Consider the following 21,459-nt stretch of genomic DNA (forward strand, 5'->3'; position numbering starts at 1 on the left):
TTCCCTCACACCGCCACGGCGACGCGGCCGCTTTCCAGCAGCAGCATTTCGATCACCGCGCGCTGCACTTCCTGCGGCAGCCCCGGATACAGCGGCAGGCAGAGGATGCGCTGGCTCAGCTCGCGGGACAGCACCTGCGGCTCCTGCGGGGCGAGGTAGTCGAGAGTGTCCAGCGACGGGTAGAAGTAGCGCCGCGGGTTCACGCCGATCTCGTTGAGCGCGGCGCGCACGCGCAGTACCTGGGCTTCGTCGCGCAGGCCGATGGGGTAATAGCTGTTGTTCAGCCGCGCGTAGCTCTCGCTGGTCTGCAGGTCGTAATAACCGCTGAGCGCGGCGGTATAGCGCGCGGCGATCTCCTCGCGCTGGGCGAGGATGGTGTCGATCTCGTCGAGCACGCACAGGCCCATGGCGGCGGAGAACTCGTTGAGCTTGGCGTTGATCCCCAGGCCGACGATCTGGTCGACCCCGGCGATGCCGAAGTTGCACATCAGGCGGATCTGCTTCGCCAGCTCATCGTCGGCAGTGACGATGGCGCCACCCTCGATGGTGTGGAACAGCTTGGTGGCGTGGAAGCTCAGGGTGCTCGCATCACCCCAGGCCAGCACCGAGCGGTCGCGGTAGCGCGAGCCGAAGGCGTGGGCGCCGTCGTAGATCACCTTCAGCTGGTTGCGCTGGGCCACCGCCTGAATCTCCTCCACCGCACAGGGATTACCGAACACGTGGGTGGCGACGATGGCGGTGGTATCCGGCGCAAGGCTGGCTTCGATGCGCGCAGGGTCGAGGTTCCAGGTCCGCGCATCGATGTCGGCGAAGCGCGGGCGGATGCTCTCCCACTGCAGCGTGCTGCTGGTGGCAACGAAGCTGAAGGGGGTGGTGACGGCACTGCCGGTCACGCCCAGGGCGCGGTAGGCGACCTGCAGGGCGATGGTGCCGTTGTTGGTGAGGATCACGTGGCGAACGCCCAGGTAGTCCTGCAGGCGCTCTTCCAGCTCGGTCACGAAAGGCCCGTGGTTGGTGATCCAGCCGGAGGCGTAGATCTGCTCCACGTAGCCCTTGAACTTGTCCAGGTTGCCCAGGTAGGTCTTGGTCACATTGATCACGGTCGCATCCCTCTGTTGGATGGAAAGTCCGTTGACGAATCGATTCAGAGCCGGCGCGCGCGCCGCTCAGCCCAGCGCCGTCATGGCGAAAGGCACGCCATCGAGCGGGGTCTCCAGGGTTTCCTGTGCGGCCGGCACGCGCCGCGCCAGGTGCGCCTGCAGGGCGTCGATGACGCGGCCGCTGGCGTCGTGGTGGAACTGCCAGACGCCGTAGATGCGGCTGTCGAAGGAGCGCTCGCTGCCCAGCATCGGGTTGGCCGCAAGGCCGGAGCCGAGGCCGAAGCTGTACAGGCCGGGGATCGCCCGGCCGTTGAGGTCGCGCAGGCAGCCGTCGGCGTCGGAATCCAGCCCGCCCTTGCTCTCGCGCACCTGCAGCGGCTCGCCATTGGCGTGGCGCAGGGCCGGCAGGCACGGCTGGTAGCCGATCGCCTGGACGATCACGCCGTCCTCGCTGCAGCACTGCTCCAGGCGCTCGCGGGCGGCGGGGGAACGGTCCTCCAGGCACAGCAGCTCGACCTTCACCCGAGTGCCGCTGACATGGCCGTTGGTAAGCACGTCAGTGCCCACCTGGTGCGCGCGGTAGCGCAGGCCGCCGGAACGGTTGACCCGTCCGGACACCGGGCACACGTCCATGCCTTCGTCGACCAGGTAGCCGGCCGCGCGGGCTTCCTCGACGCTCTCGAAGAACAGCCGGATCGGCGCGCGGTGCAGCAGGGTGATCTGCTCCAGGCCCAGGCAGTCGAGGGCGCAGGCCAGGTTGTCGAGGATCGAGAAGGCGCTGTGAGAACCGCCGACCACAGTGAAGCGGCTGCCGGGCTTGACCCGCTCGCCGAACAGCTCCACCAGTTCGGCGGGGTTCAGGCTGAGCAGCGCATCGGAGGAATAGACGGTCGGGCCGTCGTGCCCCAGGTGCAGGTCCTGCTCGGCCAGGCTCCAGTTCAGGTACTCGCGGTTCTGCCGGCCACCGAGGTTCATCACCAGGGTACCGGCGCCGATCTGCGCGACATGGGAGCCGCTGCGCAGCGCCAGCTGGAAGCTGCCGTCGTCCTGCGCGGTGATCTTCTCGATACGCGTCCCCAGGGCCACCTCGACGCCGAGGTGCTCGGTGACGTAGCGCATGAACAGGGTGGAGGCATGCGCCAGCAGCTCGCCCACCTGGGTGAGCATCGGTGCGCCATGGGGGTCGTTCTGTAGCGCGCGGAATGCCGGCGAATGCGCCAGCGGCGCGAAGATCGGCAGCAGCGCCGGGTCGCGCAGGCAGTCGAGGAACACATCGCCTACCGAGTTGGCAGTGATGTGGTAGTCGCCCAGCCGGCCACGGCCGACGGCCAGTGCCGCGTCCACCACCAGCAGACCGTCGCGGGCGAGACTCGCCAGCGCGCCGGTCTTGTAGGCGTTGAACAGGAAGCCCATGCCTGCCGGGCCGGCGCCGCCGACCACACAGGCATAGTTGGAACGAAGCGATTGCTCGGCCATCAGCCTTGACTCCCAGCGCGGCGGGCCGCGCGGTTCTCGAAAGACCGGCTCAGTCGGCCGGCAGGGTTACCGCGTTCGCGCCGGAATTCCGTCACCTGCGGCGCAGCCGCTACCGCGCGAGCCATCTCGGGGAGGCTTGCGGGGGAAGGTTGGGAAAGGTTGGCGGACGACGGCAGAGACACTTCGGCGCAACGCCGAAGTTGCTGTTTCAGGAATGAGACAGAATGCAGGGGAGCACCGGCGAGTTCCGTCGAAAGTTCGGTTTTGTTACACCCTGAAGAAATGGCATAACCCGCCGAGAAGTTTGTATCGACGGCCACACAGAACTTTACCGAACACTTCGAAGCGCTGGCGTCAACATTCCATAGTTTCAGGAAAGAGACACTTTGCGGAGTTTCCGCAGCGCTCTTTCCGGCTGTTACGACGGAACGCAAAGTTCCGTCAATTTCCATTATTCCAGCAGCCATCGTCAGTCACTCCACGCTAGGAGAACGCTCTGTTTCGGGCCTTTTGTAAAATTCGAAGACAAGGCTACCGCCCGAGTTCGAATGACCCGATTCAATCAACGACAATCAACTGTTCGTCCCTGGAGTGGCCGTTACTTTTCGTTGGGCAAAGCTACCGCCCTTCGGCCGAATTCCGAAAATCTGGAAAAACAACAGCAAAAAACTATCGCACTCCCGCAGCCAGGAGGGCCGACGGAAGTCATCAGGCAGCGATAGGAAAGTGACAGGAAGAAGAGGGGGCAGAATCTTCCTTGACCTTACTGCTCTTGCGACTACTCCCTGAGGTGTCTCATCCAGACACCACACGATATTGCTATGTGAATAGTAATAGTGGGGGGGACAAAGGCATGTCAACGTAGGAAGCGCTCCTACGTCATGAATCCGACAGAAGGCAAATCAGGCTTCGTAACTTATTGATTTACAAGGCGTCATAAACCCGACACGGGCATTTTGACAGCATAAACGTACACCCCTGAATCTGCCTCAGGGGTATTAGTCAGAAAGTATTAGTGTTTCTGCCGTGGACACGGCAGAAGTGTTTCATCCCTGAACAAGACGGTCCTTGCCGGTGCGTTTTGCCTGATAAAGCGCCGCATCGGAACGGCTGTAGAGCGCGGAAAGATTCTGGTCTTCGCCCTGCAGCATGGTCATGCCCTGGCTGATGGTGACGCTGAAGAAATGCTCGGCCTCGTTGAAGCGCAGGCGCTGCACTTCCCGCTGCAGGCGTTCGCCGATCTGCCGCGCCATGTTCTCGTCGCAGCCGGGCAGCAGCACGGCGAACTCCTCGCCGCCGATACGGCCGAACAGGTCGCCACGGCGCAGCGCGCCAGAACCGCACTGGGCGATACGCTGCAGCACCACGTCACCGACCTGGTGGCCGTAGACGTCGTTGATCTTCTTGAAGTCGTCCACGTCCAGCAGGAGGAAGGCCAGCGGCGTGGAGGTCGCCTTGCAGTCGCGGAAGGCCTGCTCGGCGCTGTCGAAGAAGTAGCGGCGGTTGCTGCTCTGGGTCAGCACGTCAGTGGTGGCCAGGCGGTGCAGCTCGGTCTCCAGGTGCTTCTTGTCGGTGATGTCCTCGGCGATGCCGACGATCATCAGCGGCAGGCCGGCCTCGCTGTGCTGGCTGACGAAGCACTTGTCGCTGAGCCAGCGCACTTCGCCATCGGCGCGCAGGATGCGGTACTCGCGCTGCTCGATGGCGCCGCGTTCCAGCACTTCCTGCAGGGTGCTCTGGGCGTAGTCCAGGTCATCGGGGTAGATGCAGTTGCGCCACTCGTTGTAGTCCGCCAGCAGCAGCGCGGCGGAGCGGCCGAAGATGTTCTCGTAAGCCGGGCTGACGTAGACCATGCGCTGGGCCTGCCAGTCGAAGGCCCAGAGCACCGAGTTGACGCTGGCCAGCAGCGCGCTGAAGAGCTGCTCGCGTTCCTTCAGGCGCGTCACTTCGGCGCGGCTGTGCAGCAGCGCCAGGAGGGCCTCATCCTGGTCCATTGGCATCTTGTTCTGTTCATCCATGTATCGGTTTCCTCCCGCTCATTGACCGGGGCTATGACCGCAAACTACGCCTCGCTGCTGCAAATTAAACGAAAAGCCCGCCGAACGGCGGGCTTTTCTGAGACACATCTCTCAACGTCCCAGGACGTTTCCGTCAATCAGACGGCGGGACGCAGCGAATAGGTCTTCAGCTGCTCGGCGAACTCGCGCAGCGACTGGATGCCGCTGGCTTCCGCCTCGTGCACCCACTGCTTGATCGCGGCGAGCATGTCGTGGCCGTTGGCGCTGGTCTTCACCCAGATCTGCTGCAGCGCCAGGCGCTTCTCGTAGATCACCTGCAGGGACTGGCTCTGCGCGAGCAGGTCCTGGATACGCGCGTGGTGGCGATCCTCCAGCAGGCTGGTCTCACGGGAGAGCAGGCGCTTGGCACGGCGGAACAGGTGGCGTACCGACTCGTCGGCCTTGGCCAGTTCCTGTTTCACCAGCGGGCCGATCACCAGCTTGCGGTACTGGGCCATGATCTGGAAACGGTTGTTGAGGATGGCCATGGCGGTATCCATGTCCAGGCTGCCCTTGCCTTCCACGCGGTGGGCGATGGGCGCCACGCGAGCGACCTTGGCCAGGCGCAGGAAGCTGAACACCTGGATCCAGGCCCAGCCGAGGTCGAACTCCCACTTCTTCACCGACAGCTTCGCCGAGTTCGGGTAGGTGTGGTGGTTGTTGTGCAGCTCTTCACCGCCGATCAGGATGCCCCAGGGCACGAGATTGGTCGCGGCGTCGCGGCACTCGAAGTTGCGGTAGCCAATGGCATGGCCCAGGCCGTTGATGACGCCGGCAGCCCACACGGGGATCCACATCATCTGCACGGCCCAGACGGTCATCCCGAGCACGCCGAACAGCGCGAGGTCGATGATCGCCATCAGCACTACACCGCCGATGGGGAAGCGCGAATAGACGTTGCGCTCGATCCAGTCTTCCGGGCAGTTCTTGCCGTAGATGCGCAGGGTGTCGGGGTTCTCCGCCTCCTTGCGATACAGCTCGGCGCCGGTGCGCAGCACGGTGCCCAGGCCCTTGTACACCGGGCTGTGCGGGTCTTCGGCGGTCTCGCACTTGGCGTGGTGCTTGCGGTGGATGGCAGTCCACTCGCGGGTGTTCATGGCGGTGGTCAGCCACAGCCAGAAGCGGAAGAAATGCTTCAGCGCCGGATGCAGTTCGAGTGCACGGTGCGCGGAGTAGCGATGCAGGTAGACCGTGACACCGACGATGGTGATGTGGGTCATGACCAGGGTGACTGCCACCAGTTGCCACGGCGACAGGTCAAGGAAACCGTTGTACCACATAGGCGATACTGTACCTCGGAAGGGGGTATGGCGACGCCTTGCTGGGCGTGCTGTACCGGGAAAAGACAGCCGCATTATCACCAAGCGGGTCCGGATTACCATCCGGTCTTTTAGATACGAATGTGGCCACGTGGCCATCATTTATACTGCACAGCCAATAAATCCAACCCACTGCCGCATGAATCCACGCCTCAGCGCCCTGCGCATCAGCTTTCTGTACCTGGTCGTCGCCACCCTCTGGGTCTGGCTGGGTGACCAATGGTTACAAAATGTCCTGCTCGAACCCGGTGCGCTGACACGGGCGATCGAACTGAAGAAGTTCGGCTTTCTGGCGATTACCTCCCTGCTGCTGTTCTTCCTGCTCTGGCGGCACTTCCGCAGCCAGCACGCCGCCTACCTGGCACTGGCCGACAACGAGCAGCGCCTGAGCCGGGTCTTCGAAGTAGTCGAGGACGGCATCTGGGACTGGGACCTGCAGACCCACCGCGTCTATTACTCCCCCGGCTACGCCACGCTGATCGGCCTGCCGCTGGAGCACCTGAGCGACGACCTGCTGCTCTGGGAAAACCGCCTGCACCCCGACGACCGCGCGCGCACCCTGGCGCTTCACCAGGACTGCATCCAGGGCCTGAGCCAGCGCCTGGAATGCGTCTACCGCATCCGCCATGGCGACGGCGGCTATCGCTGGGTGCGCAGCAGCGGCCGCCTGACCCGTGCAGAAAATGGCCAGCCGCTGCGCCTCACCGGGGTCAACCGCGACATCACCCGCCAGCGCAACAACGAAGACCACCTGCGCCAGGCCGCCGCGGTATTCGAGGCGACCCAGGAAGGCCTGCTGGTGACTGACGCCCGTGGCGTGATCGTGCACACCAACCCGTCGTTCACCTGCATCACCGGCTACAGCGCCGCGGACGTGCTCGGCGGCGAGCCGTCGCTGCTCAAGTCCGGCCGCCAGGACGCCGCCTTCTACCAGCGCATGTGGACTGCCCTGCACGACAACGGCGTGTGGAGCGGCGAGATCTGGAACCGCCGCAAGAGCGGCGAGGTGTACCCGCAGTGGCAGCACATCCGCGCCGTGCGCAATGAAGAGGGCGAGCTGACCCACTACGTGGCAGTGTTCTCCGACCTCAGCAGCCTCAAGCGCTCGCAGCACGAGCTGGACTTCCTCGCCCACCACGACCCGCTTACCGGCCTGCCCAACCGGCTGCTGCTGCGCGAACGCATCGAGCAGGCGCTGAGCCGCGCCGAACGCGAACAGGGGGGCGGCGCGCTGCTGAGCATCGATCTGGACCACTTCAAGCACATCAATGACAGCCTCGGCCACAGCATCGGCGACCTGCTGATCCGCGCCGTCGCCGAGCGCCTGGAGGACTGCCTGGACGAGCGCTGTTCCCTGGCCCGGCTGGGCGGCGACGAGTTCGCCGTGGTCCTCGAAAGCCAGCAGCCGCACCACGCCAGCAGCCTCGCCCAGCGCCTGCTGGAAGCGATGAAGGCGCCCTTCGAGGTCAACGGGCAGATCATCTATATGTCGGTGAGCCTGGGCGTCAGCCTGTTCCCCGAGGACGCGCGCAACGTCGACCACCTGATGCAACACGCCGACGCCGCGCTGTTCCAGGCCAAGGCCAGCGGGCGCAACCTGTACGCCTTCTATACCCCCGAGCTGACCGCCCGTGCGCGTTCCCACGTGCAGGTGGAATCGGCCCTGCGCCACGCGCTGGACCACGACGAGCTGCGCCTGTACTTCCAGCCGGTACACGACCTGGCCAGCGGGCGCATGGTCGGCGTCGAGTCGCTGGTGCGCTGGCAGCACCCGAGCCAGGGACTGATCCCGCCCAGCGAGTTCATCCCGGTGGCCGAGGAAAGCGGCCTGATCACCGCCATCGACGCCTGGGTGCTCGACCAGGCCTGCCGGCAGATGCGCCAGTGGCAGGATGCCGGAGTCACCCTGGACTTCATCGCGGTCAACGTCTCCAGCCGCCTGTTCGGCCGTGGCGGCCTGGAGGAACGCGTCGCCCTGGCCCTGGAGCAGAGCGGCCTGGAACCCCATCACCTGGAGCTGGAAGTCACCGAGAGCGCGGTGATGGAAAACTTCGACCAGGCGCTGGAGCTGCTCTGCCAGCTGCGCCTGCTCGGCGTGCACCTGGCCATCGACGACTTCGGCACCGGCTACTCCTCGCTGATGCGCCTCAAGCGCATGCCGGTACACAAGCTGAAGATCGACCAGGGCTTCGTCGCCGGCCTGCCGGACGAATCCGAAGACGCCGCCATCGCCTGCGCGGTGATCGCCCTGGGCCAGAGCATGGGCCTGCAGGTGGTCGCCGAGGGCATCGAACGGCCCGACCAGGCGGCCTTCCTCCTCACCCACGCCTGCGATTTCGGCCAGGGCTACTGGTACGGAGCACCGCAGCCGGCCAGCGCGCTGCTGGCACAACTGCCGCGCGACCCCGCATGAAATCGCGCTAAAAACTTTCGGATATATAAAAATTCTTAAACAGTATTTTTAAGAATATCCAGCTCCTGCCTAAGATGCGCTCACACCGCACGCGCCGACGATGAAACGGCCGGTGGTAAACCCACTAGGAGCAGATACCCATGAGCGCAACCCTCCGTAGCCTGGACGGCCAGGACGAAGCCAACATCCTGCGTGAAGTGCAGAGCGCCCTGCGTGGCCTGCGTTTCGGCGCCGTCGAGATCACCGTGCACAACGGCCAGGTCGTGCAGATCGAGCGCAAGGAAAAATTCCGCCTGCAGCAGAGCCCCGGCAAACCTGCCTGAGCCTGAGCATCAGGTTCGAACACGACTGGACCACCGGAGCGTCGCCATGACCGCCCTGCCCCATCGGTACTGCAGCAGCCAGCCACGAATGCGTGGCTGAGATCGCCCCCCGAAAGACCCTGCCAAACAAACATAAAGAACTGCATTTTTTTCAGGAGCTGCACATGTCCATCCGCCGTTTCGCCCTGGCCGCCCTCGCCAGCGCCCTCATTGCCGGTCCGGTCTCCGCCGCGACCCAACTGCTCAACGTTTCCTACGACCCGACCCGCGAGCTGTACCAGGCCTACAACGCCGCCTTCATCAAGCACTGGAAGGCCCAGGGCGGTGACGATCTGACCGTACAGCAATCCCACGGTGGCTCGGGCAAACAGGCCCGCGCCGTGATCGACGGTCTGAAGGCCGACGTGGTGACCCTGGCCCTGGCCGGCGACATCGACGAACTGAACAAGCTGGGCAAGCTGCTGCCCGCCGACTGGCAGGCGCGCCTGCCCGACAACAGCACTCCCTACACCTCGACCATCGTGTTCCTGGTGCGCAAGGGCAACCCCAAGGGCATCAAGGACTGGGCCGACCTGACCAAGCAGGGCGTGGAAGTCATCACCCCGAACCCGAAGACCTCCGGCGGCGCCCGCTGGAACTTCCTGGCCGCCTGGGCCTGGGCGAAGAAGGAATACGGTAGCGACGCGAAAGCCCAGGAATACGTGCAGAACCTGTACAAGCACGTGCCGGTTCTGGACACTGGCGCCCGCGGTTCGACCATCACCTTCGTCAACAACAACATTGGCGACGTGCTGCTGGCCTGGGAGAACGAAGCCTTCCTGGCCAAGAAGGAACAGGGCGGCGAGAACTTCGAGATCGTCGTGCCGTCGGTGTCCATCCTCGCCGAGCCGCCGGTGGCCGTGGTCGACAAGACCGTCGACAAGAAAGGCACCCGCAAGGTCGCCGAGGAATACCTGAAGTACCTGTACAGCGAAGAAGGCCAGCGCATCGCCGCGCAGAACTTCTACCGCCCGCGTAACGAGAAGGTCGCTGCCGAGTTCGCCAACCAGTTCCCGAAACTCAACCTGGTGACCATCGACAAGGACTTCGGCGGCTGGAAAGAAGCCCAGCCCAAGTTCTTCAACGACGGCGGCATCTTCGACAAGATCTACCAGGCGCAGTGATGCGCCACCCGCCCGGCCTTGTGCCGGGCGGCCCGATCCGCGCGGGCCGGTGCACAGCCCGCGTGGAAGGAAAACCCCCGCCCCATGGCGGGGGCTTAACGCGTTCATGAGAAAGGACAGACAATGTCGCGACGCATCTCCCCGGTCATACCCGGCTTCGGGCTGACTCTGGGCTACACCCTGGTGTATCTCAGCCTGTTGGTGCTGATTCCGCTGGGGGCCATGTTCCTCAAGACGACCCAGCTCTCCTGGGATCAGTTCTGGACCATCATCACCGCGCCGCGGGTCATCGCCGCACTGAAGCTGAGCTTCGGCACCGCGCTGATCGCCGCCCTGATCAATGGCGTGATCGGCACCCTGCTAGCCTGGGTGCTGGTGCGCTACCGCTTCCCGGGACGCAAGATCATCGACGCGATGATCGACCTTCCCTTCGCCCTGCCCACCGCCGTGGCCGGTATCGCGCTCACCGCGCTGTACGCGCCCAACGGCATGGTCGGCCGCTTCGCCACCGAGCTGGGCTTCAAGATCGCCTACACCCCGCTGGGCATCACCCTGGCGCTGACCTTCGTGGTCCTGCCCTTCGTGGTGCGCACGGTGCAGCCGGTGCTGGCGGACATCCCGCGCGAGATCGAGGAAGCCGCCGCCTGCCTGGGCGCCAAGCCGCTGCAGGTGTTCCGTCACGTGCTGCTGCCGGCGCTGCTGCCGGCCTGGCTGACCGGCTTCGCTTTGGCCTTCGCCCGCGGCGTCGGCGAGTACGGCTCGGTGATCTTCATTGCCGGCAACATGCCGATGAAGACCGAGATCCTGCCGCTGCTGATCATGGTCAAGCTGGACCAGTACGACTACACCGGCGCCACCGCCATCGGCGTGCTGATGCTGGTCGTCGCCTTCGTCCTGCTGCTCTTGATCAACCTGCTGCAACGCCGCATCGAAACGCCCTGAGGAGCGCGCCATGAGTACCGCAAGCCTTTCCGCCGCGGCCGCTGCCAACGCTGCTCGCCGGGGTAATGTCTGGGGCCGCCGCGCCCTGATCGCGCTGGCCTGGCTGGCCTTCGCCATGTTCCTGCTGCTGCCGCTGTTCGTGGTGCTGAGCGAGGCGCTGAAGCAGGGCTTCGGCACCTTCTTCGACGCCATCCTGGAGCCCGACGCGCTGGCCGCGCTGAAGCTGACGCTGATCGCCGTGGGCATCTCGGTGCCGCTGAACCTGGTGTTCGGCGTCGCCGCCGCCTGGTGCGTGACCAAGTTCGAGTTCCCCGGCAAGAGCATCCTGGTGACCATGATCGACCTGCCGTTCTCGGTCTCGCCGGTGATCGCCGGCCTGATCTACGTGCTGCTGTTCGGCGCCCAGGGCTACTTCGGCGAGTGGCTGTCGGACCACGACATCCAGATCGTCTTCGCCGTGCCCGGCATCGTCCTGGCGACCATTTTCGTTACCTTCCCCTTCGTCGCCCGCGAACTGATCCCGCTGATGCAGGAACAGGGCACCCAGGAGGAAGAAGCCGCGCGCCTGCTCGGCGCCAATGGCTGGCAGATGTTCTGGCACGTGACCCTGCCGAACATCAAATGGGGCCTGATCTACGGCGTGGTGCTGTGCACCGCGCGGGCCATGGGCGAGTTCGGTGCGGTGTCGGTGGTCTCCGGGCACATCCGCGGCGTCACCAACACCCTGCCGCTGCACGTCGAAATCCTCTACAACGAATACAACCACGTCGCCGCGTTCAGCGTCGCCACCCTGCTGCTGCTGATGGCCCTGGTCATCCTGCTGCTCAAGCAGTGGAGCGAGTCGCGCCTGTCCCGCACCAAAGTCAAAGCTGACGATGAATAAGTGAGAGCCACGCCATGAGCATCGAGATCCGTAACGTCAGCAAGAACTTCAACGCCTTCAAGGCGCTGAACGACATCAACCTCGACATCCACAGCGGCGAGCTGGTCGCCCTGCTCGGCCCGTCCGGCTGCGGCAAGACCACCCTGCTGCGGATCATCGCGGGCCTGGAAACCCCGGACGTGGGCAACATCGTGTTCCACGGCGAGGACGTCTCGCAGCACGACGTGCGCGATCGCAACGTCGGCTTCGTGTTCCAGCACTACGCGCTGTTCCGCCACATGACGGTGTTCGACAACGTCGCCTTCGGCCTGCGCATGAAGCCGAAGAAGGAGCGCCCGAGCGAGTCGCGCATCGCCGAGAAGGTCCACGAACTGCTCAACATGGTGCAGCTGGACTGGCTCTCCGACCGCTACCCGGAGCAGCTCTCCGGCGGCCAGCGCCAGCGCATCGCCCTGGCCCGCGCCCTGGCGGTGGAACCGAAGATCCTGCTGCTCGACGAGCCCTTCGGCGCCCTCGACGCCAAGGTGCGCAAGGAGCTGCGCCGCTGGCTGGCGCGCCTGCACGAAGAGATCAACCTGACCTCCGTATTCGTGACCCACGACCAGGAAGAGGCGATGGAAGTCGCCGACCGCATCGTGGTGATGAACAAGGGCGTAATCGAGCAGATCGGCTCCCCTGGCGAGGTCTACGAGAACCCGGCCAGCGACTTCGTCTACCACTTCCTCGGCGACTCCAACCGCCTGCACATCGGTGGTGACGAGCACGTGCTGTTCCGTCCGCACGAGATCTCGCTGTCCCGCTCGGAAGTGGCCGAGCACCGCGCCGCCGAAGTCCGCGACATCCGCCCGCTGGGCGCGATCACCCGGGTGACCCTAAAGGTCGACGGCCAGGACGAGCTGATCGAGGCCGAAGTGGTCAAGGACCACGACAGCCTGACCGGCCTCGCCCGTGGCGAGACGCTGTACTTCAAGCCGAAGGCCTATCAGCCGGTGGCGAATATCTGATCGACGCTGGACGCCCCGTCGCTACTTCCGGGAGAGCGCCAGACCCCACGTAGGAGCGGACCTTGTCCGCGAAGTCTTTCCAACCGCACAGTGCGGCCGGTTGGGATTTCGCGGACAAGGTCCGCTCCTACGACCCCTCTCATGCGCTGGCGGCTCGCGCCCGTGAGGCGTCGCTTCCTGGATTCGCGCCGACCCTCGTTCTTCCGTATCCTGCCCCGGTCCTTCCCACTCAAGGCCCGGCCATGTTCGACGCCCTCCCCCAGCACCTCGAACTGATCATCCTCACGTTCCTCCTCGCCGGCCTGGTGAAGGGCGTGGTGGGACTCGGCCTGCCCACGGTCGCCGTCGGCCTGCTCGGGCTGGTGATGCCGCCGATGCAGGCAGCCGCGATTCTCGTCGTGCCGTCCACCGTCACCAATATCTGGCAACTGGCCGCCGGGCCGCGCTTCCTCGGGCTGCTCAAGCGCATGTGGGGCATGCTCGTCGGCATCGTCATCGGCACCCTGCTGGTGGGCTGGCTGCTGGCGGGGCGCAACTGGCCGGCGGCCACGCCGCTGCTGGGCATGGCGCTGATTCTTTACGCGCTGCTGGGGCTGTCGAACAAACGCTTCAGCGTGGCGCCGCAGCATGAGCGCTGGCTGTCGCCGCTGATTGGCGTGATCACTGGCGGCGTCACCGCCGTGACCGGCGTCTTCGTGATTCCCGCCGTGCCCTTCCTGCAGGCCCTGGGCCTGGAGAAGGACGATCTGGTGCAGGCGCTGGGCCTGTCCTTCACCGTCTCGACGCTGGCCCTGGCGATCACCCTCAGCCAGCACGGATCGCTGCTGCAGGCGGACGTGCTCGGCCTGTCGCTGCTGGCCCTGCTGCCGGCCCTGGCGGGCATGTACCTGGGCACCTGGCTGCGCTCGCGGATCAGCCCGCTGGCGTTCCGCCGCTGCTTCTTCGGCGGCCTGCTACTGCTCGGCGCCGACCTCGCCATCCGCGGTCTCTGACCCGCGCCGATCTGCTTTTCGTAGGAGCGAGCTCCCCGCCATAAGGCGTTACCCGCCATCCCGGCGGACAACCCGTGCCGGGTTATGCGCCCTACGAGTCCTCACCCAACAGAGCCGCACCTCACTTCTCGTCGAGATGCCGCAGCAAGAACTCCCGGCTCGATTCGATGATCGCCTTCTGGGTCTTCTCGCTGGCTACCATCCGCGCGACCACCAGCGCGCCGACGCACTGCGCCAGCAGCGCCCAGGCATCCTCCGGCGAACCCAGCGCCTCGGCCCAGGCCTGCTGCAACTCCACCAGCGCATCCTCGGCGCTCTGCCGCACGGATTCATCGGCGCGGGCGATCTCCGCGCCCAACGCAGGAATCGCGCAACCGGCGCCGGCGTCCTGCACGTGGGTGACGCTCAGGTAGCGCTTCAGGCCGCGCTCCAGGCGTGCACGATCCAGCACCTTGCCCTTGGCGGCGAGGCGCTCGACGCTCTGCTGCAGTTCGCGTTCGACGATGGCGGCGAACAGTTCGTCCTTCGAACCGAAGTGGTTGTAGAACGCCCCGCCGGACAGCCCCACCGCCTTCATCAGGCCGTCCACCCCGGAGGTGGCGAAGCCGCCCTGCTTGGCAAGTGCGCCGCTGCTGTCGAGCAGGCGCTGGCGGGTTTCTTCCTTGTGGGTGGCTGAGTAGCGCATCGGGGCGACTCCGGCGAAGCGGTTGACGATGCTGCGCAGATTAACATAACGTTCGTTTACCTAACGACCGTTTACCAACTTTCGCGCACCCCGCAGAGGAAACGAGAATGTCGAACAAGAAAGTCGTCCTGGTCATCGGCGCCGGCGATGCCACCGGCGGCGCCATTGCCCGTCGCTTCGCCCGTGAAGGCTACGTCGCCTGCGTCACCCGGCGCTCGGCGGACAAGCTGCAGCCGCTGGTGGAACAGATCCGTGCCGAAGGCGGCGAGGCCCACGGTTTCGCCTCCGACGCGCGCAAGGAAGAGGCGGTGATCGAACTGGTGGAAACCATCGAGCGCGACATCGGCCCCATCGAGGCGTTCGTCTTCAACATCGGCGCCAACGTGCCCTGCAGCATCCTCGAAGAGACCGCGCGCAAGTACTTCAAGATCTGGGAAATGGCCTGCTTCTCCGGCTTCCTCACCGGCCGCGAAGTGGCCAAGCGCATGGTCAAGCGCCAGCGCGGCACCATCCTGTTCACCGGCGCCACCGCCGGCCTGCGCGGTGCCTCGGGCTTCGCTGCCTTTGCCGGGGCCAAGCACGGTATCCGCGCACTGGCCCAGAGCATGGCCCGCGAGCTGGGGCCGATGGGGCTGCACGTCGCCCACGTGGTGGTGGACGGCGCCATCGACACCGAATTCATCCGCGAATCCTTCCCCGAGCGCTACGCGCTGAAGGACCAGGACGGCATCCTCGACCCCGAGCACATCGCCGACAGCTACTGGTACCTGCACTCCCAACCGCGCGACGCCTGGACCTTCGAGCTGGATCTGCGCCCCTGGATCGAGCGCTGGTAACCCGCCCATAACGACAACAATAAAAGAGAGCCACTCATGAGCAAGAGCGTCGAGTTCTACTTCGATTTCGGCAGCCCGACTTCCTACCTGGCCTACACCCAGCTGCCGGCGATCTGCGCCGAGGCCGGCGCCGAACTGGTCTACCGCCCCGTGCTGCTGGGCGGCGTGTTCCAGGCCACCGGCAATGCCTCGCCCATCGCCATCCCGGCCAAGGGGCGCTACACCCTGCTCGACATGACCCGCTTCGCCCACCGCTACGGCGTGCCGCTGAAGATGAACCCGCACTTCCCGATCAACACCCTCACCCTGATGCGCGCCGCCACCGGCGTGCAACTGCGTCAGCCGGAGCGTTTCGAAGCGCTGCTGGCCTGCGTGTTCAAGGGCATGTGGGTGGACGCGCTGAACCTGGGTGACCCGGCGGTGCTCGGCCCGCTGCTGGCCGAAGCGGGCTTCGACCCGCAGGCGCTGCTGGCACTGACCGCCGAGCAGGAGGTGAAGGACGCGCTGAAGGCCAACACCGAAGCGGCGATCAAACGCGGGATGTTCGGTGCGCCGGCGATGTTCGTCGGCAACGAGATGTTCTTCGGCCAGGACCGCCTCGACTTCGTCCGCGAAGCCTTGGCGTAAGGCAGTTCGCATCCCGCAGGGTCGCCGACGAACAGCAACGTAGGATGGCGTGGAGCGGAGCGATACCCATCGATTCCGTGCACCGACCGCATGGGTATCGCTCCGCTCCACGCCATCCTACAAATCATCACCGGCGAAGCCCGGCGTAAAGCGGTTCGCGAGCAAGAACTGGGCGTCCCCCTCGCTCCTACAAGTCAGCACCGGAGCGCTCTTCGTAGGAGCGAGCTTGCTCGCGAACATCACAGCGCCAGAATCTCCGACCGACGCATCCCGAAGAACTCCAGCTCGGCCAGCAGCAGAACCACCAGCGCCTGGCCGATGACGAACGCGTAGCCCAGGGCGGTCGGCTGCACGTAGCCGGTCACCAGCAGGGCGACGCTCTCCACCACCCATAGCGCATTCAGGGCGATCACTGCCCAGACACCCGTGCGCGACAGAACGCTCTGGTTGCTCATCCAGTAGAGCACCAGCGCCAGCGGCAGGAGCACGATCCCGGCCACCAGCAACAGGACGAAGGGCAGGCCCAGCAGTGTGCCCAGTGGCTGCGCGGCCAGGGCCATCAGCAGGCCCATGGCGCCACCGGCGATGGCATCGACTTTCAGGGTCAGGCGAAGCAGCGGGGAGGATTGCAGCAGAGTCATGGCGAAGCTCCTTCAGGGGTCGCCACCGGTTGGCGGCGTGTGGCTGAAGAATCTGCCTGGGACGTAGAGGCGTCGATTACCTGCCAGGTAATGGCCGTTACCGGGCGGCAGGTCTATCGTTCGAGCCATGAACAGATCAGCCCACGAAAACCCGGCCCAACCGGTCGGCGCCCTGCTCCGCCAGTGGCGCCAGCGCCGCCGCCTCAGCCAGCTTGACCTCGCCTGCGACGCGGAGATTTCCACGCGCCACCTGAGCTTCGTCGAAACCGGCCGCGCCCTGCCCAGCCGCGAGATGCTGCTGCATCTGGCCGAACAGCTGGACATCCCCCTGCGCGAGCGCAACCGCCTGCTCAGCGCCGCCGGCTATGCCCCGGTGTATTCGGAGAAGGGCCTGGATGACCCGGCGTTGACGGTCGCCAGGCAGGCCATCGACCAATTGCTCAAGGCCCACGAGCCGAACCCGGCGATGGTGGTGGACCGCCACTGGAACCTGCTGGCGTCCAACCGCACGGTGGACATCTTCCTGATCGGCGTCGACCCGGAACTGCTGCAGCCACCGATCAACGTGCTGCGCATGAGCCTGCACCCCAAGGGGCTGGCGCCGCACATCCTCAATCTGGGGCCGTGGAAGGCGCACGTGGTGGAGCGCCTGCAGCGCGACTTCGAGGCCAGCGGCGACCCCGCCCTGGCGGCGCTGCGCGATGAAGTGGCGGCCTACCCGGCGCCGCCCTACGACGAGGCGGCCAGCGGCGACATGGTGCTGATCCCGGTGCAGCTGCAGACCGAGCTGGGCGTATGCAGCCTGATCGGCACTATCACGGTGTTCGGCACACCGGTGGACGTGACGCTGTCGGAGCTGGCCCTGGAAACCTTCTTCCCGGCCGACCCCGACAGCGCGCGCATCCTGCGCCAGCTCAGTGGTACGGACTGAGGCGGATCAGGCGGTCGCCTTCTTCTCGCGGATGCAGGTGGGGCCGGCGCGCTCTTCCACGGCGTGGCGCACTTCGTCGCGCAGGCCGAGCAGGAAGGCCGCTTCGGCAGCGACGAACAGCGGGCCGACGATCAGCCCGGTGAGGTCATCGACGAACGCCGGCTTGCGCCCTTCGTAGAAGTGGCCGACGAACTGGATGATCCAGCCCACCACGAACAGGCCGATGCCCCAGGTGAGCCAGTAGGCGGTGCTGCCGGCGGCAAAGCCAGCGCCCAGCCACAGCGAGAGCGCCAGCAGCGCGGTCATCAGCAGGCCGAAGCGCAGGTCCAGGCGCAGGTAGAAGACCACCGAGGCCAGCGCCAGCAGCGTCGCCGGCGAGAGCAGCAGGCCGGCCAGCTCGAAGCCGGGGCGCGACAGCAGGGTGGCGATGGCCAGCACGATCATCGGAATCCCGATGAAATGGCTGACGATGTTCCGCCGGTCACGGTGATAGGCGGCATATTGGGCAAGGTGATCGACCAGAGTTTTCATTGTTGTTCTCCCGCAAGGTACTGGCATGATGGCGATGTGCGCCTTGCCACTCTGTCAGCTAGCCGACATTACCGATGACCGACGCCAAGCCCTACCTCTCCCGTCTGCAGGACGGCCGCTGGTTCCAGACCCTCCCCGAGGGCCTGCGCCAGGCGCTGGGCGACGCCGCCGTGGTGCGCCGCCTGCCCGCCGGCCAGCGCCTGTTCGCCCGTGGCGATGCACCGTGTGGCCTGTACTGCGTGGTGGAAGGCGCAATGCGCGTCAGCGTGGTCGGCGAAACCGGCAAGGAAGCGCTGCTGGCGCTGGTGGAAGCGCCCAACTGGTTCGGCGAGATCTGCCTGTTCGACGGCCAGCCGCGCACCCACGACGCCTACGCCGAGGGCGCCACCGTGCTGTTGCAGGTGCCCGTGGCGCCGCTGCAGGCACTGCTGGCGCAGCACCCGGAATACTGGCGCGACTTCGCCCTGCTGATGAGCCACAAGCTGCGCATCACCTTCGCCGTGCTGGAGGAGCTGTCGCTGCTGCCGGCCGCACCGCGCCTGGCCCGGCGCCTGCTGATGATCGCCGAGGGCTACGGCGAGTCGGCCACCGCCAAGCGCGAGCTGCACCTGCCCCAGGAGCAGCTCGCGGCCATGCTGTCGCTGTCGCGGCAGACCACCAACCAGATCCTCAAGGAGCTGGAAGCCCAGGGCATCGTGCGCCTGAGCTACGGCGGCATCGAGATTCTCGACCGCGAACGCCTGCGTCACGCCGCCCACGCCTGACCCCTGCCGGCAGCGTCTAGAAAAACCTCGACGTCGCTCTCGACAACCTACGATGGCCGCCCCCGGCGCTCCCCCGCTCTAATGCCCCCGCCGCCGTGCTGGCGCCGAATCGCCAGCAGCGCGCGGTAACCGAATCCTCCGCATGACAGCAAGGCGGCCGGCGCCCAGCGCCAGCCGCAAGGGAATCCTATGCGCCTTTCGAAACTCCTCTGCGCCCTCGCCCTGACCACTCCGGCCCTGGCGATGGCCGACGACAGCGGCCTCTACGTCGGTGGCGGGGTCACCCGCCTGGCAATCGACGACCGCTCCTTCGACGACCACGACAACAGCTACAAGCTGTATGCCGGCTACCGCCTGAACAACTACCTGTCCCTGGAAGGCGCGGTGGTCGACTTCGGCGACCTGCGCGACGGCGACAAGCATTTCGACGGTGAATCGCTGCAGGCCAACGTGCACCTGGGCTTCCCCATCGGCCAGCGCGTCCGCCTGTACGGCATCGCCGGCGTGCACGCCTGGCACGCCGATGACGATGTCGCCGGCAAGTCCGACGACGTGGACCCGCTCTACGGTTTCGGCGGCGAAGTGGACCTGATCGGCGGCCTGGGCGTACGCCTGGAACAGGAATACCTGGACGTCGGCGACATCGACCTCGACCAGACCACCCTCTCCGCCTACTGGCGCTTCTGACGCCGGCCTACCCTGCAAAGCCCGGCGCAGGTGCGACTCTCTCCCCAGAGCTGCTCTCCCCCTCCCGCCCCGCGCCGGCACCCTCTCCCGCACCCGCCATCACCTGCACAAATCACTCTTTCGGTCGGTTGCAGCGGCACCGCTCGCAGCTAGCCTATGGATAGCTGCGTTTCTGGCGCCAAAAAGACACACACCCGGCGAATCGCGCGGCTCACAATAACAATAAGGACGCCTCCGCCATGCTCCGGAATCTCGATGTCGTTCGTGGGTTCATGTTCTGCTGTCTCGGGCTCTTCGCCCTCGCCGCCCAGGCCAACCTGCCCAGCGAGGAACTGCAGCTGCAGACGCTGCAGGTCTACACCTGCCGCTCGATCAACAGCCTGTTGCTGCTGCGCGGCGAAGGCTTCCAGGAAAATCACGCCGCCCAGCTGGAGAAGGACCTGGCCACGCTGGACAACGCCGTCAAGGGCTTCCCCAAGGCCGATGACGCACTGCGCAAGGCCCACGCCGAGTTCGTTACGCAGATTCGCAATGGCGTTTCCTACGGCCCCAAGGAAGAGGACGTGCCCTGGCGCTACAACCAGGAACTCAGCCGCGCCCTGCGTGACCTGCTCAACCAGGCCGAGCGCTTCGTCCCTGCCAGCAAGGACGCCAGCCAGGTGCCGCTGTGGGAGCTGCCGGTGCGCGTCGAATACCTCGCCACCCAGTACCTGGGCCGCGCGTACCTGAGCGGCCTGGAACTGGCCCGCGAGCAGCCGCAGGAATACCTCGGCCAGGACGAAGGCGTGCTGGTGCCGCTGCTGACCCAGCGCATCGACCAGTTGCCCGAGAGCGATGCGACCAAGAAGCTGCGCACCCGCTGGGAATACCTGAGCAAGGCGCTGCTGGACATGAACAGCAAGAGCAACAGCGGCGTCAGCGCCTCCGGCCGGCCGTGGGCGCCGATCATCGTCGACCGCAACGCCCGCGCGGTGTCCGGCCAGCTCATCGTGCTCAGCCAGCAGTAGCGCTTCAGGCGGGGATCGGCTCCGGCTCAGGTTCCGCTACTGACTGCACCACCGGCGCCAACGGCACCACGGCCTGCGACGGGCGCTCCAGCTCGTCGCGGTCGAGCAGCGCGGCACGGCCCACCAGCCGTTCGTCCGGCGCACGGGCGATCTTCGGGTTCTTGTCCGGGTAATCCAGGCTGTGCAGGAAGTGCCGCAGACAGTTGAGCCGTGCGCGCTTCTTGTCGTCGGACTTGACCACCACCCAGGGCGCATCGGCGGTATCGGTGTGGAAGAACATCGCCTCCTTGGCCTGGGTGTATTCGTCCCAGCGGTCCAGCGACTGGATGTCGATGGGCGACAGCTTCCAGTGCTTGAGCGGGTCGTCGCGGCGCGAGACGAAGCGGCGCAGCTGCTCCTCGCGGCTCACCGAGAACCAGAACTTGAACAGGTGGATGCCGTTGCGCACCAGCATGCGTTCCAGCTCCGGTGTCTGCTGCATGAACTCCAGGTACTGGCGCGGCGAACAGAAGCCCATGACCCGCTCGACCCCGGCGCGGTTGTACCAGGAGCGATCGAAGAAGACGATCTCGCCTGCCGTGGGCAGGTGCTGGACGTAGCGTTGGAAGTACCACTGGCCGCGCTCGGCGTCGCTGGGTTTCTCCAGCGCCACCACGCGGGCGCCGCGCGGGTTGAGGTGTTCAGTGAAGCGCTTGATGGTGCCGCCCTTGCCGGCCGCGTCACGCCCCTCGAAGAGCAGGACGATGCGCTGGCCGGTTTCCTTCACCCAGCTCTGTACCTTCAGCAGCTCGATCTGCAGCTCGGCCTTCTGCTTCTCGTAATCCTTGCGCTGCAGGCGCTTGCGGTAGGGATAGCCGGCGGGCAGCTCGGCCGCGGTGGAATCCTCATTGCTGCCGCGCGGGGCCATGGCGACGGTGAGCGCCACCGGGCCCTGGCTCTGCGCCTGGATCTGCGCTGCGCCCTCGCTGGGGGCTTCGGGCATCGGCACGGCGGCAGGTTTGCTGGCTATGGTTTGCGGCTTGGGCTCCTGGGACATGGTCTCCTCCTGTGAGACGCGGGGACGGCCCTCCACTGTGCA

General features: G+C 65.8%; 21 protein-coding genes. 13 read left to right on the forward strand and 8 right to left on the reverse strand.

The annotated features are described in order from the left end of the window. Nucleotides 1–5: 5 nt before the first annotated feature. The 4 genes from QO207_RS08205 to desA all read right to left on the reverse strand — a co-directional run bounded on the left by QO207_RS08205 (nt 6) and on the right by desA (nt 5,913). A complete protein-coding gene (locus QO207_RS08205; protein ID WP_301531975.1) occupies nt 6–1,100 on the reverse strand; it encodes a DegT/DnrJ/EryC1/StrS aminotransferase family protein in 1,095 nt (364 codons plus the stop codon). Nucleotides 1,101–1,166: 66 nt separating this feature from the next. Next, nucleotides 1,167–2,576, reverse strand: a complete 1,410-nt coding sequence (locus QO207_RS08210) for a hypothetical protein (protein WP_301531976.1) — start codon at nt 2,574–2,576, stop codon at nt 1,167–1,169. A gap of 1,046 nt (nt 2,577–3,622) precedes the next feature. Next, nucleotides 3,623–4,594 (reverse strand): sensor domain-containing diguanylate cyclase, encoded by a 972-nt coding sequence (locus QO207_RS08215; RefSeq protein ID WP_301531977.1) that lies wholly within the window; start codon nt 4,592–4,594, stop codon nt 3,623–3,625. A 137-nt stretch (nt 4,595–4,731) separates the two neighbouring features. After that, complete coding sequence (gene desA / locus QO207_RS08220; RefSeq protein ID WP_301531978.1) at nt 4,732–5,913, reverse strand: delta-9 fatty acid desaturase DesA; 1,182 nt, start codon at nt 5,911–5,913, stop codon at nt 4,732–4,734. 178 nt (nt 5,914–6,091) lie between these two features. Between desA and QO207_RS08225 the strand changes: the two genes are divergently transcribed. From QO207_RS08225 to QO207_RS08255, 7 genes are all read left to right on the forward strand, one after another. After that, on the forward strand, nt 6,092–8,365 hold the full coding sequence (locus tag QO207_RS08225) for a bifunctional diguanylate cyclase/phosphodiesterase (protein ID WP_301531979.1): 2,274 nt from the start codon (nt 6,092–6,094) through the stop codon (nt 8,363–8,365). Nucleotides 8,366–8,505: 140 nt separating this feature from the next. Next, nucleotides 8,506–8,688 carry a sulfur starvation response protein OscA gene (oscA, locus tag QO207_RS08230; protein ID WP_017520779.1) on the forward strand — a complete coding sequence of 61 codons (183 nt, stop codon included), beginning with the start codon at nt 8,506–8,508 and terminating at the stop codon, nt 8,686–8,688. Between the two features lie 164 nt (nt 8,689–8,852). Further along, the gene (locus QO207_RS08235) at nt 8,853–9,851 is read left to right on the forward strand and encodes a sulfate ABC transporter substrate-binding protein (RefSeq protein ID WP_301531980.1); all 999 of its coding nucleotides are present in this window, start codon (nt 8,853–8,855) and stop codon (nt 9,849–9,851) included. Between the two features lie 123 nt (nt 9,852–9,974). Beyond that, entirely contained in the window at nt 9,975–10,793 is an 819-nt protein-coding gene (cysT, locus tag QO207_RS08240; RefSeq protein WP_138213716.1) for a sulfate ABC transporter permease subunit CysT, read from the forward strand. 10 nt (nt 10,794–10,803) lie between these two features. Further along, on the forward strand, nt 10,804–11,676 hold the full coding sequence (gene cysW, locus QO207_RS08245) for a sulfate ABC transporter permease subunit CysW (RefSeq protein WP_301531981.1): 873 nt from the start codon (nt 10,804–10,806) through the stop codon (nt 11,674–11,676). Between the two features lie 14 nt (nt 11,677–11,690). Then, nucleotides 11,691–12,680: a sulfate/molybdate ABC transporter ATP-binding protein gene (locus QO207_RS08250; protein WP_138213714.1), complete on the forward strand. Its 990-nt coding sequence runs from the start codon at nt 11,691–11,693 to the stop codon at nt 12,678–12,680. Between the two features lie 242 nt (nt 12,681–12,922). Further along, the gene (locus QO207_RS08255; RefSeq protein WP_301531982.1) at nt 12,923–13,672 is read left to right on the forward strand and encodes a sulfite exporter TauE/SafE family protein; all 750 of its coding nucleotides are present in this window, start codon (nt 12,923–12,925) and stop codon (nt 13,670–13,672) included. 121 nt (nt 13,673–13,793) lie between these two features. On the opposite strand, the gene QO207_RS08260 is transcribed toward QO207_RS08255, so the two are convergent. After that, entirely contained in the window at nt 13,794–14,357 is a 564-nt protein-coding gene (locus QO207_RS08260) for a TetR/AcrR family transcriptional regulator (protein WP_253447548.1), read from the reverse strand. 107 nt (nt 14,358–14,464) lie between these two features. Here QO207_RS08260 and QO207_RS08265 point away from each other — a divergent pair, with 107 nt between their 5' ends. Together QO207_RS08265 and QO207_RS08270 are read left to right on the forward strand one after the other, a co-directional pair. After that, nucleotides 14,465–15,193, forward strand: coding sequence for an SDR family oxidoreductase (locus QO207_RS08265; protein ID WP_301531983.1), 729 nt, complete (start codon nt 14,465–14,467; stop codon nt 15,191–15,193). A gap of 36 nt (nt 15,194–15,229) precedes the next feature. Then, nucleotides 15,230–15,820, forward strand: coding sequence for a 2-hydroxychromene-2-carboxylate isomerase (locus tag QO207_RS08270; RefSeq protein ID WP_301531984.1), 591 nt, complete (start codon nt 15,230–15,232; stop codon nt 15,818–15,820). A gap of 239 nt (nt 15,821–16,059) precedes the next feature. Here the strand turns inward: QO207_RS08270 and QO207_RS08275 are convergent, their stop codons facing one another. After that, a complete protein-coding gene (locus QO207_RS08275) occupies nt 16,060–16,461 on the reverse strand; it encodes a hypothetical protein (protein ID WP_301531985.1) in 402 nt (133 codons plus the stop codon). Between the two features lie 127 nt (nt 16,462–16,588). Here QO207_RS08275 and QO207_RS08280 point away from each other — a divergent pair, with 127 nt between their 5' ends. After that, entirely contained in the window at nt 16,589–17,392 is an 804-nt protein-coding gene (locus tag QO207_RS08280) for a helix-turn-helix domain-containing protein (protein WP_301531986.1), read from the forward strand. Nucleotides 17,393–17,398: 6 nt separating this feature from the next. On the opposite strand, the gene QO207_RS08285 is transcribed toward QO207_RS08280, so the two are convergent. Further along, complete coding sequence (locus QO207_RS08285) at nt 17,399–17,923, reverse strand: DUF962 domain-containing protein (RefSeq protein WP_301531987.1); 525 nt, start codon at nt 17,921–17,923, stop codon at nt 17,399–17,401. A 74-nt stretch (nt 17,924–17,997) separates the two neighbouring features. On the opposite strand from QO207_RS08285, the gene QO207_RS08290 reads away from it, so the two are divergent. The 3 genes from QO207_RS08290 (at nt 17,998) to QO207_RS08300 (ending at nt 20,381) form a co-directional block, all read left to right on the forward strand. Then, a complete protein-coding gene (locus QO207_RS08290) occupies nt 17,998–18,687 on the forward strand; it encodes a Crp/Fnr family transcriptional regulator (RefSeq protein WP_301531988.1) in 690 nt (229 codons plus the stop codon). A 189-nt stretch (nt 18,688–18,876) separates the two neighbouring features. Next, on the forward strand, nt 18,877–19,374 hold the full coding sequence (locus tag QO207_RS08295; RefSeq protein ID WP_301531989.1) for a porin family protein: 498 nt from the start codon (nt 18,877–18,879) through the stop codon (nt 19,372–19,374). A 239-nt stretch (nt 19,375–19,613) separates the two neighbouring features. Next, complete coding sequence (locus tag QO207_RS08300) at nt 19,614–20,381, forward strand: hypothetical protein (RefSeq protein WP_301531990.1); 768 nt, start codon at nt 19,614–19,616, stop codon at nt 20,379–20,381. Between the two features lie 4 nt (nt 20,382–20,385). On the opposite strand, the gene ppk2 is transcribed toward QO207_RS08300, so the two are convergent. Beyond that, entirely contained in the window at nt 20,386–21,306 is a 921-nt protein-coding gene (gene ppk2, locus QO207_RS08305) for a polyphosphate kinase 2 (protein WP_301532081.1), read from the reverse strand. Between the last annotated feature and the right edge of the window lie 153 nt (nt 21,307–21,459).

It is taken from the genome of Pseudomonas sp. CAN1 (assembly GCF_030462585.1).
Taxonomy (GTDB): domain Bacteria; phylum Pseudomonadota; class Gammaproteobacteria; order Pseudomonadales; family Pseudomonadaceae; genus Pseudomonas.

Excerpts from the sequence above, each read along its gene's own strand:
- oscA (WP_017520779.1), top strand. The coding sequence starts at position 8,506 with ATGAGCGCAACCCTCCGTAGCCTGGACGGCCAGGACGAAGCCAACATC.
- QO207_RS08215 (WP_301531977.1), bottom strand. The coding sequence starts at position 4,594 with ATGGATGAACAGAACAAGATGCCAATGGACCAGGATGAGGCCCTCCTG.
- cysW (WP_301531981.1), top strand. The coding sequence starts at position 10,804 with ATGAGTACCGCAAGCCTTTCCGCCGCGGCCGCTGCCAACGCTGCTCGC.
- QO207_RS08210 (WP_301531976.1), bottom strand. The coding sequence starts at position 2,576 with ATGGCCGAGCAATCGCTTCGTTCCAACTATGCCTGTGTGGTCGGCGGC.
- desA (WP_301531978.1), bottom strand. The coding sequence starts at position 5,913 with ATGTGGTACAACGGTTTCCTTGACCTGTCGCCGTGGCAACTGGTGGCA.
- QO207_RS08250 (WP_138213714.1), top strand. The coding sequence starts at position 11,691 with ATGAGCATCGAGATCCGTAACGTCAGCAAGAACTTCAACGCCTTCAAG.
- QO207_RS08295 (WP_301531989.1), top strand. The coding sequence starts at position 18,877 with ATGCGCCTTTCGAAACTCCTCTGCGCCCTCGCCCTGACCACTCCGGCC.
- QO207_RS08235 (WP_301531980.1), top strand. The coding sequence starts at position 8,853 with ATGTCCATCCGCCGTTTCGCCCTGGCCGCCCTCGCCAGCGCCCTCATT.
- QO207_RS08270 (WP_301531984.1), top strand. The coding sequence starts at position 15,230 with ATGAGCAAGAGCGTCGAGTTCTACTTCGATTTCGGCAGCCCGACTTCC.
- QO207_RS08225 (WP_301531979.1), top strand. The coding sequence starts at position 6,092 with ATGAATCCACGCCTCAGCGCCCTGCGCATCAGCTTTCTGTACCTGGTC.
- cysT (WP_138213716.1), top strand. The coding sequence starts at position 9,975 with ATGTCGCGACGCATCTCCCCGGTCATACCCGGCTTCGGGCTGACTCTG.
- QO207_RS08290 (WP_301531988.1), top strand. The coding sequence starts at position 17,998 with ATGACCGACGCCAAGCCCTACCTCTCCCGTCTGCAGGACGGCCGCTGG.
- QO207_RS08280 (WP_301531986.1), top strand. The coding sequence starts at position 16,589 with ATGAACAGATCAGCCCACGAAAACCCGGCCCAACCGGTCGGCGCCCTG.
- QO207_RS08275 (WP_301531985.1), bottom strand. The coding sequence starts at position 16,461 with ATGACTCTGCTGCAATCCTCCCCGCTGCTTCGCCTGACCCTGAAAGTC.
- QO207_RS08300 (WP_301531990.1), top strand. The coding sequence starts at position 19,614 with ATGCTCCGGAATCTCGATGTCGTTCGTGGGTTCATGTTCTGCTGTCTC.
- QO207_RS08255 (WP_301531982.1), top strand. The coding sequence starts at position 12,923 with ATGTTCGACGCCCTCCCCCAGCACCTCGAACTGATCATCCTCACGTTC.
- QO207_RS08265 (WP_301531983.1), top strand. The coding sequence starts at position 14,465 with ATGTCGAACAAGAAAGTCGTCCTGGTCATCGGCGCCGGCGATGCCACC.
- QO207_RS08260 (WP_253447548.1), bottom strand. The coding sequence starts at position 14,357 with ATGCGCTACTCAGCCACCCACAAGGAAGAAACCCGCCAGCGCCTGCTC.
- QO207_RS08285 (WP_301531987.1), bottom strand. The coding sequence starts at position 17,923 with ATGAAAACTCTGGTCGATCACCTTGCCCAATATGCCGCCTATCACCGT.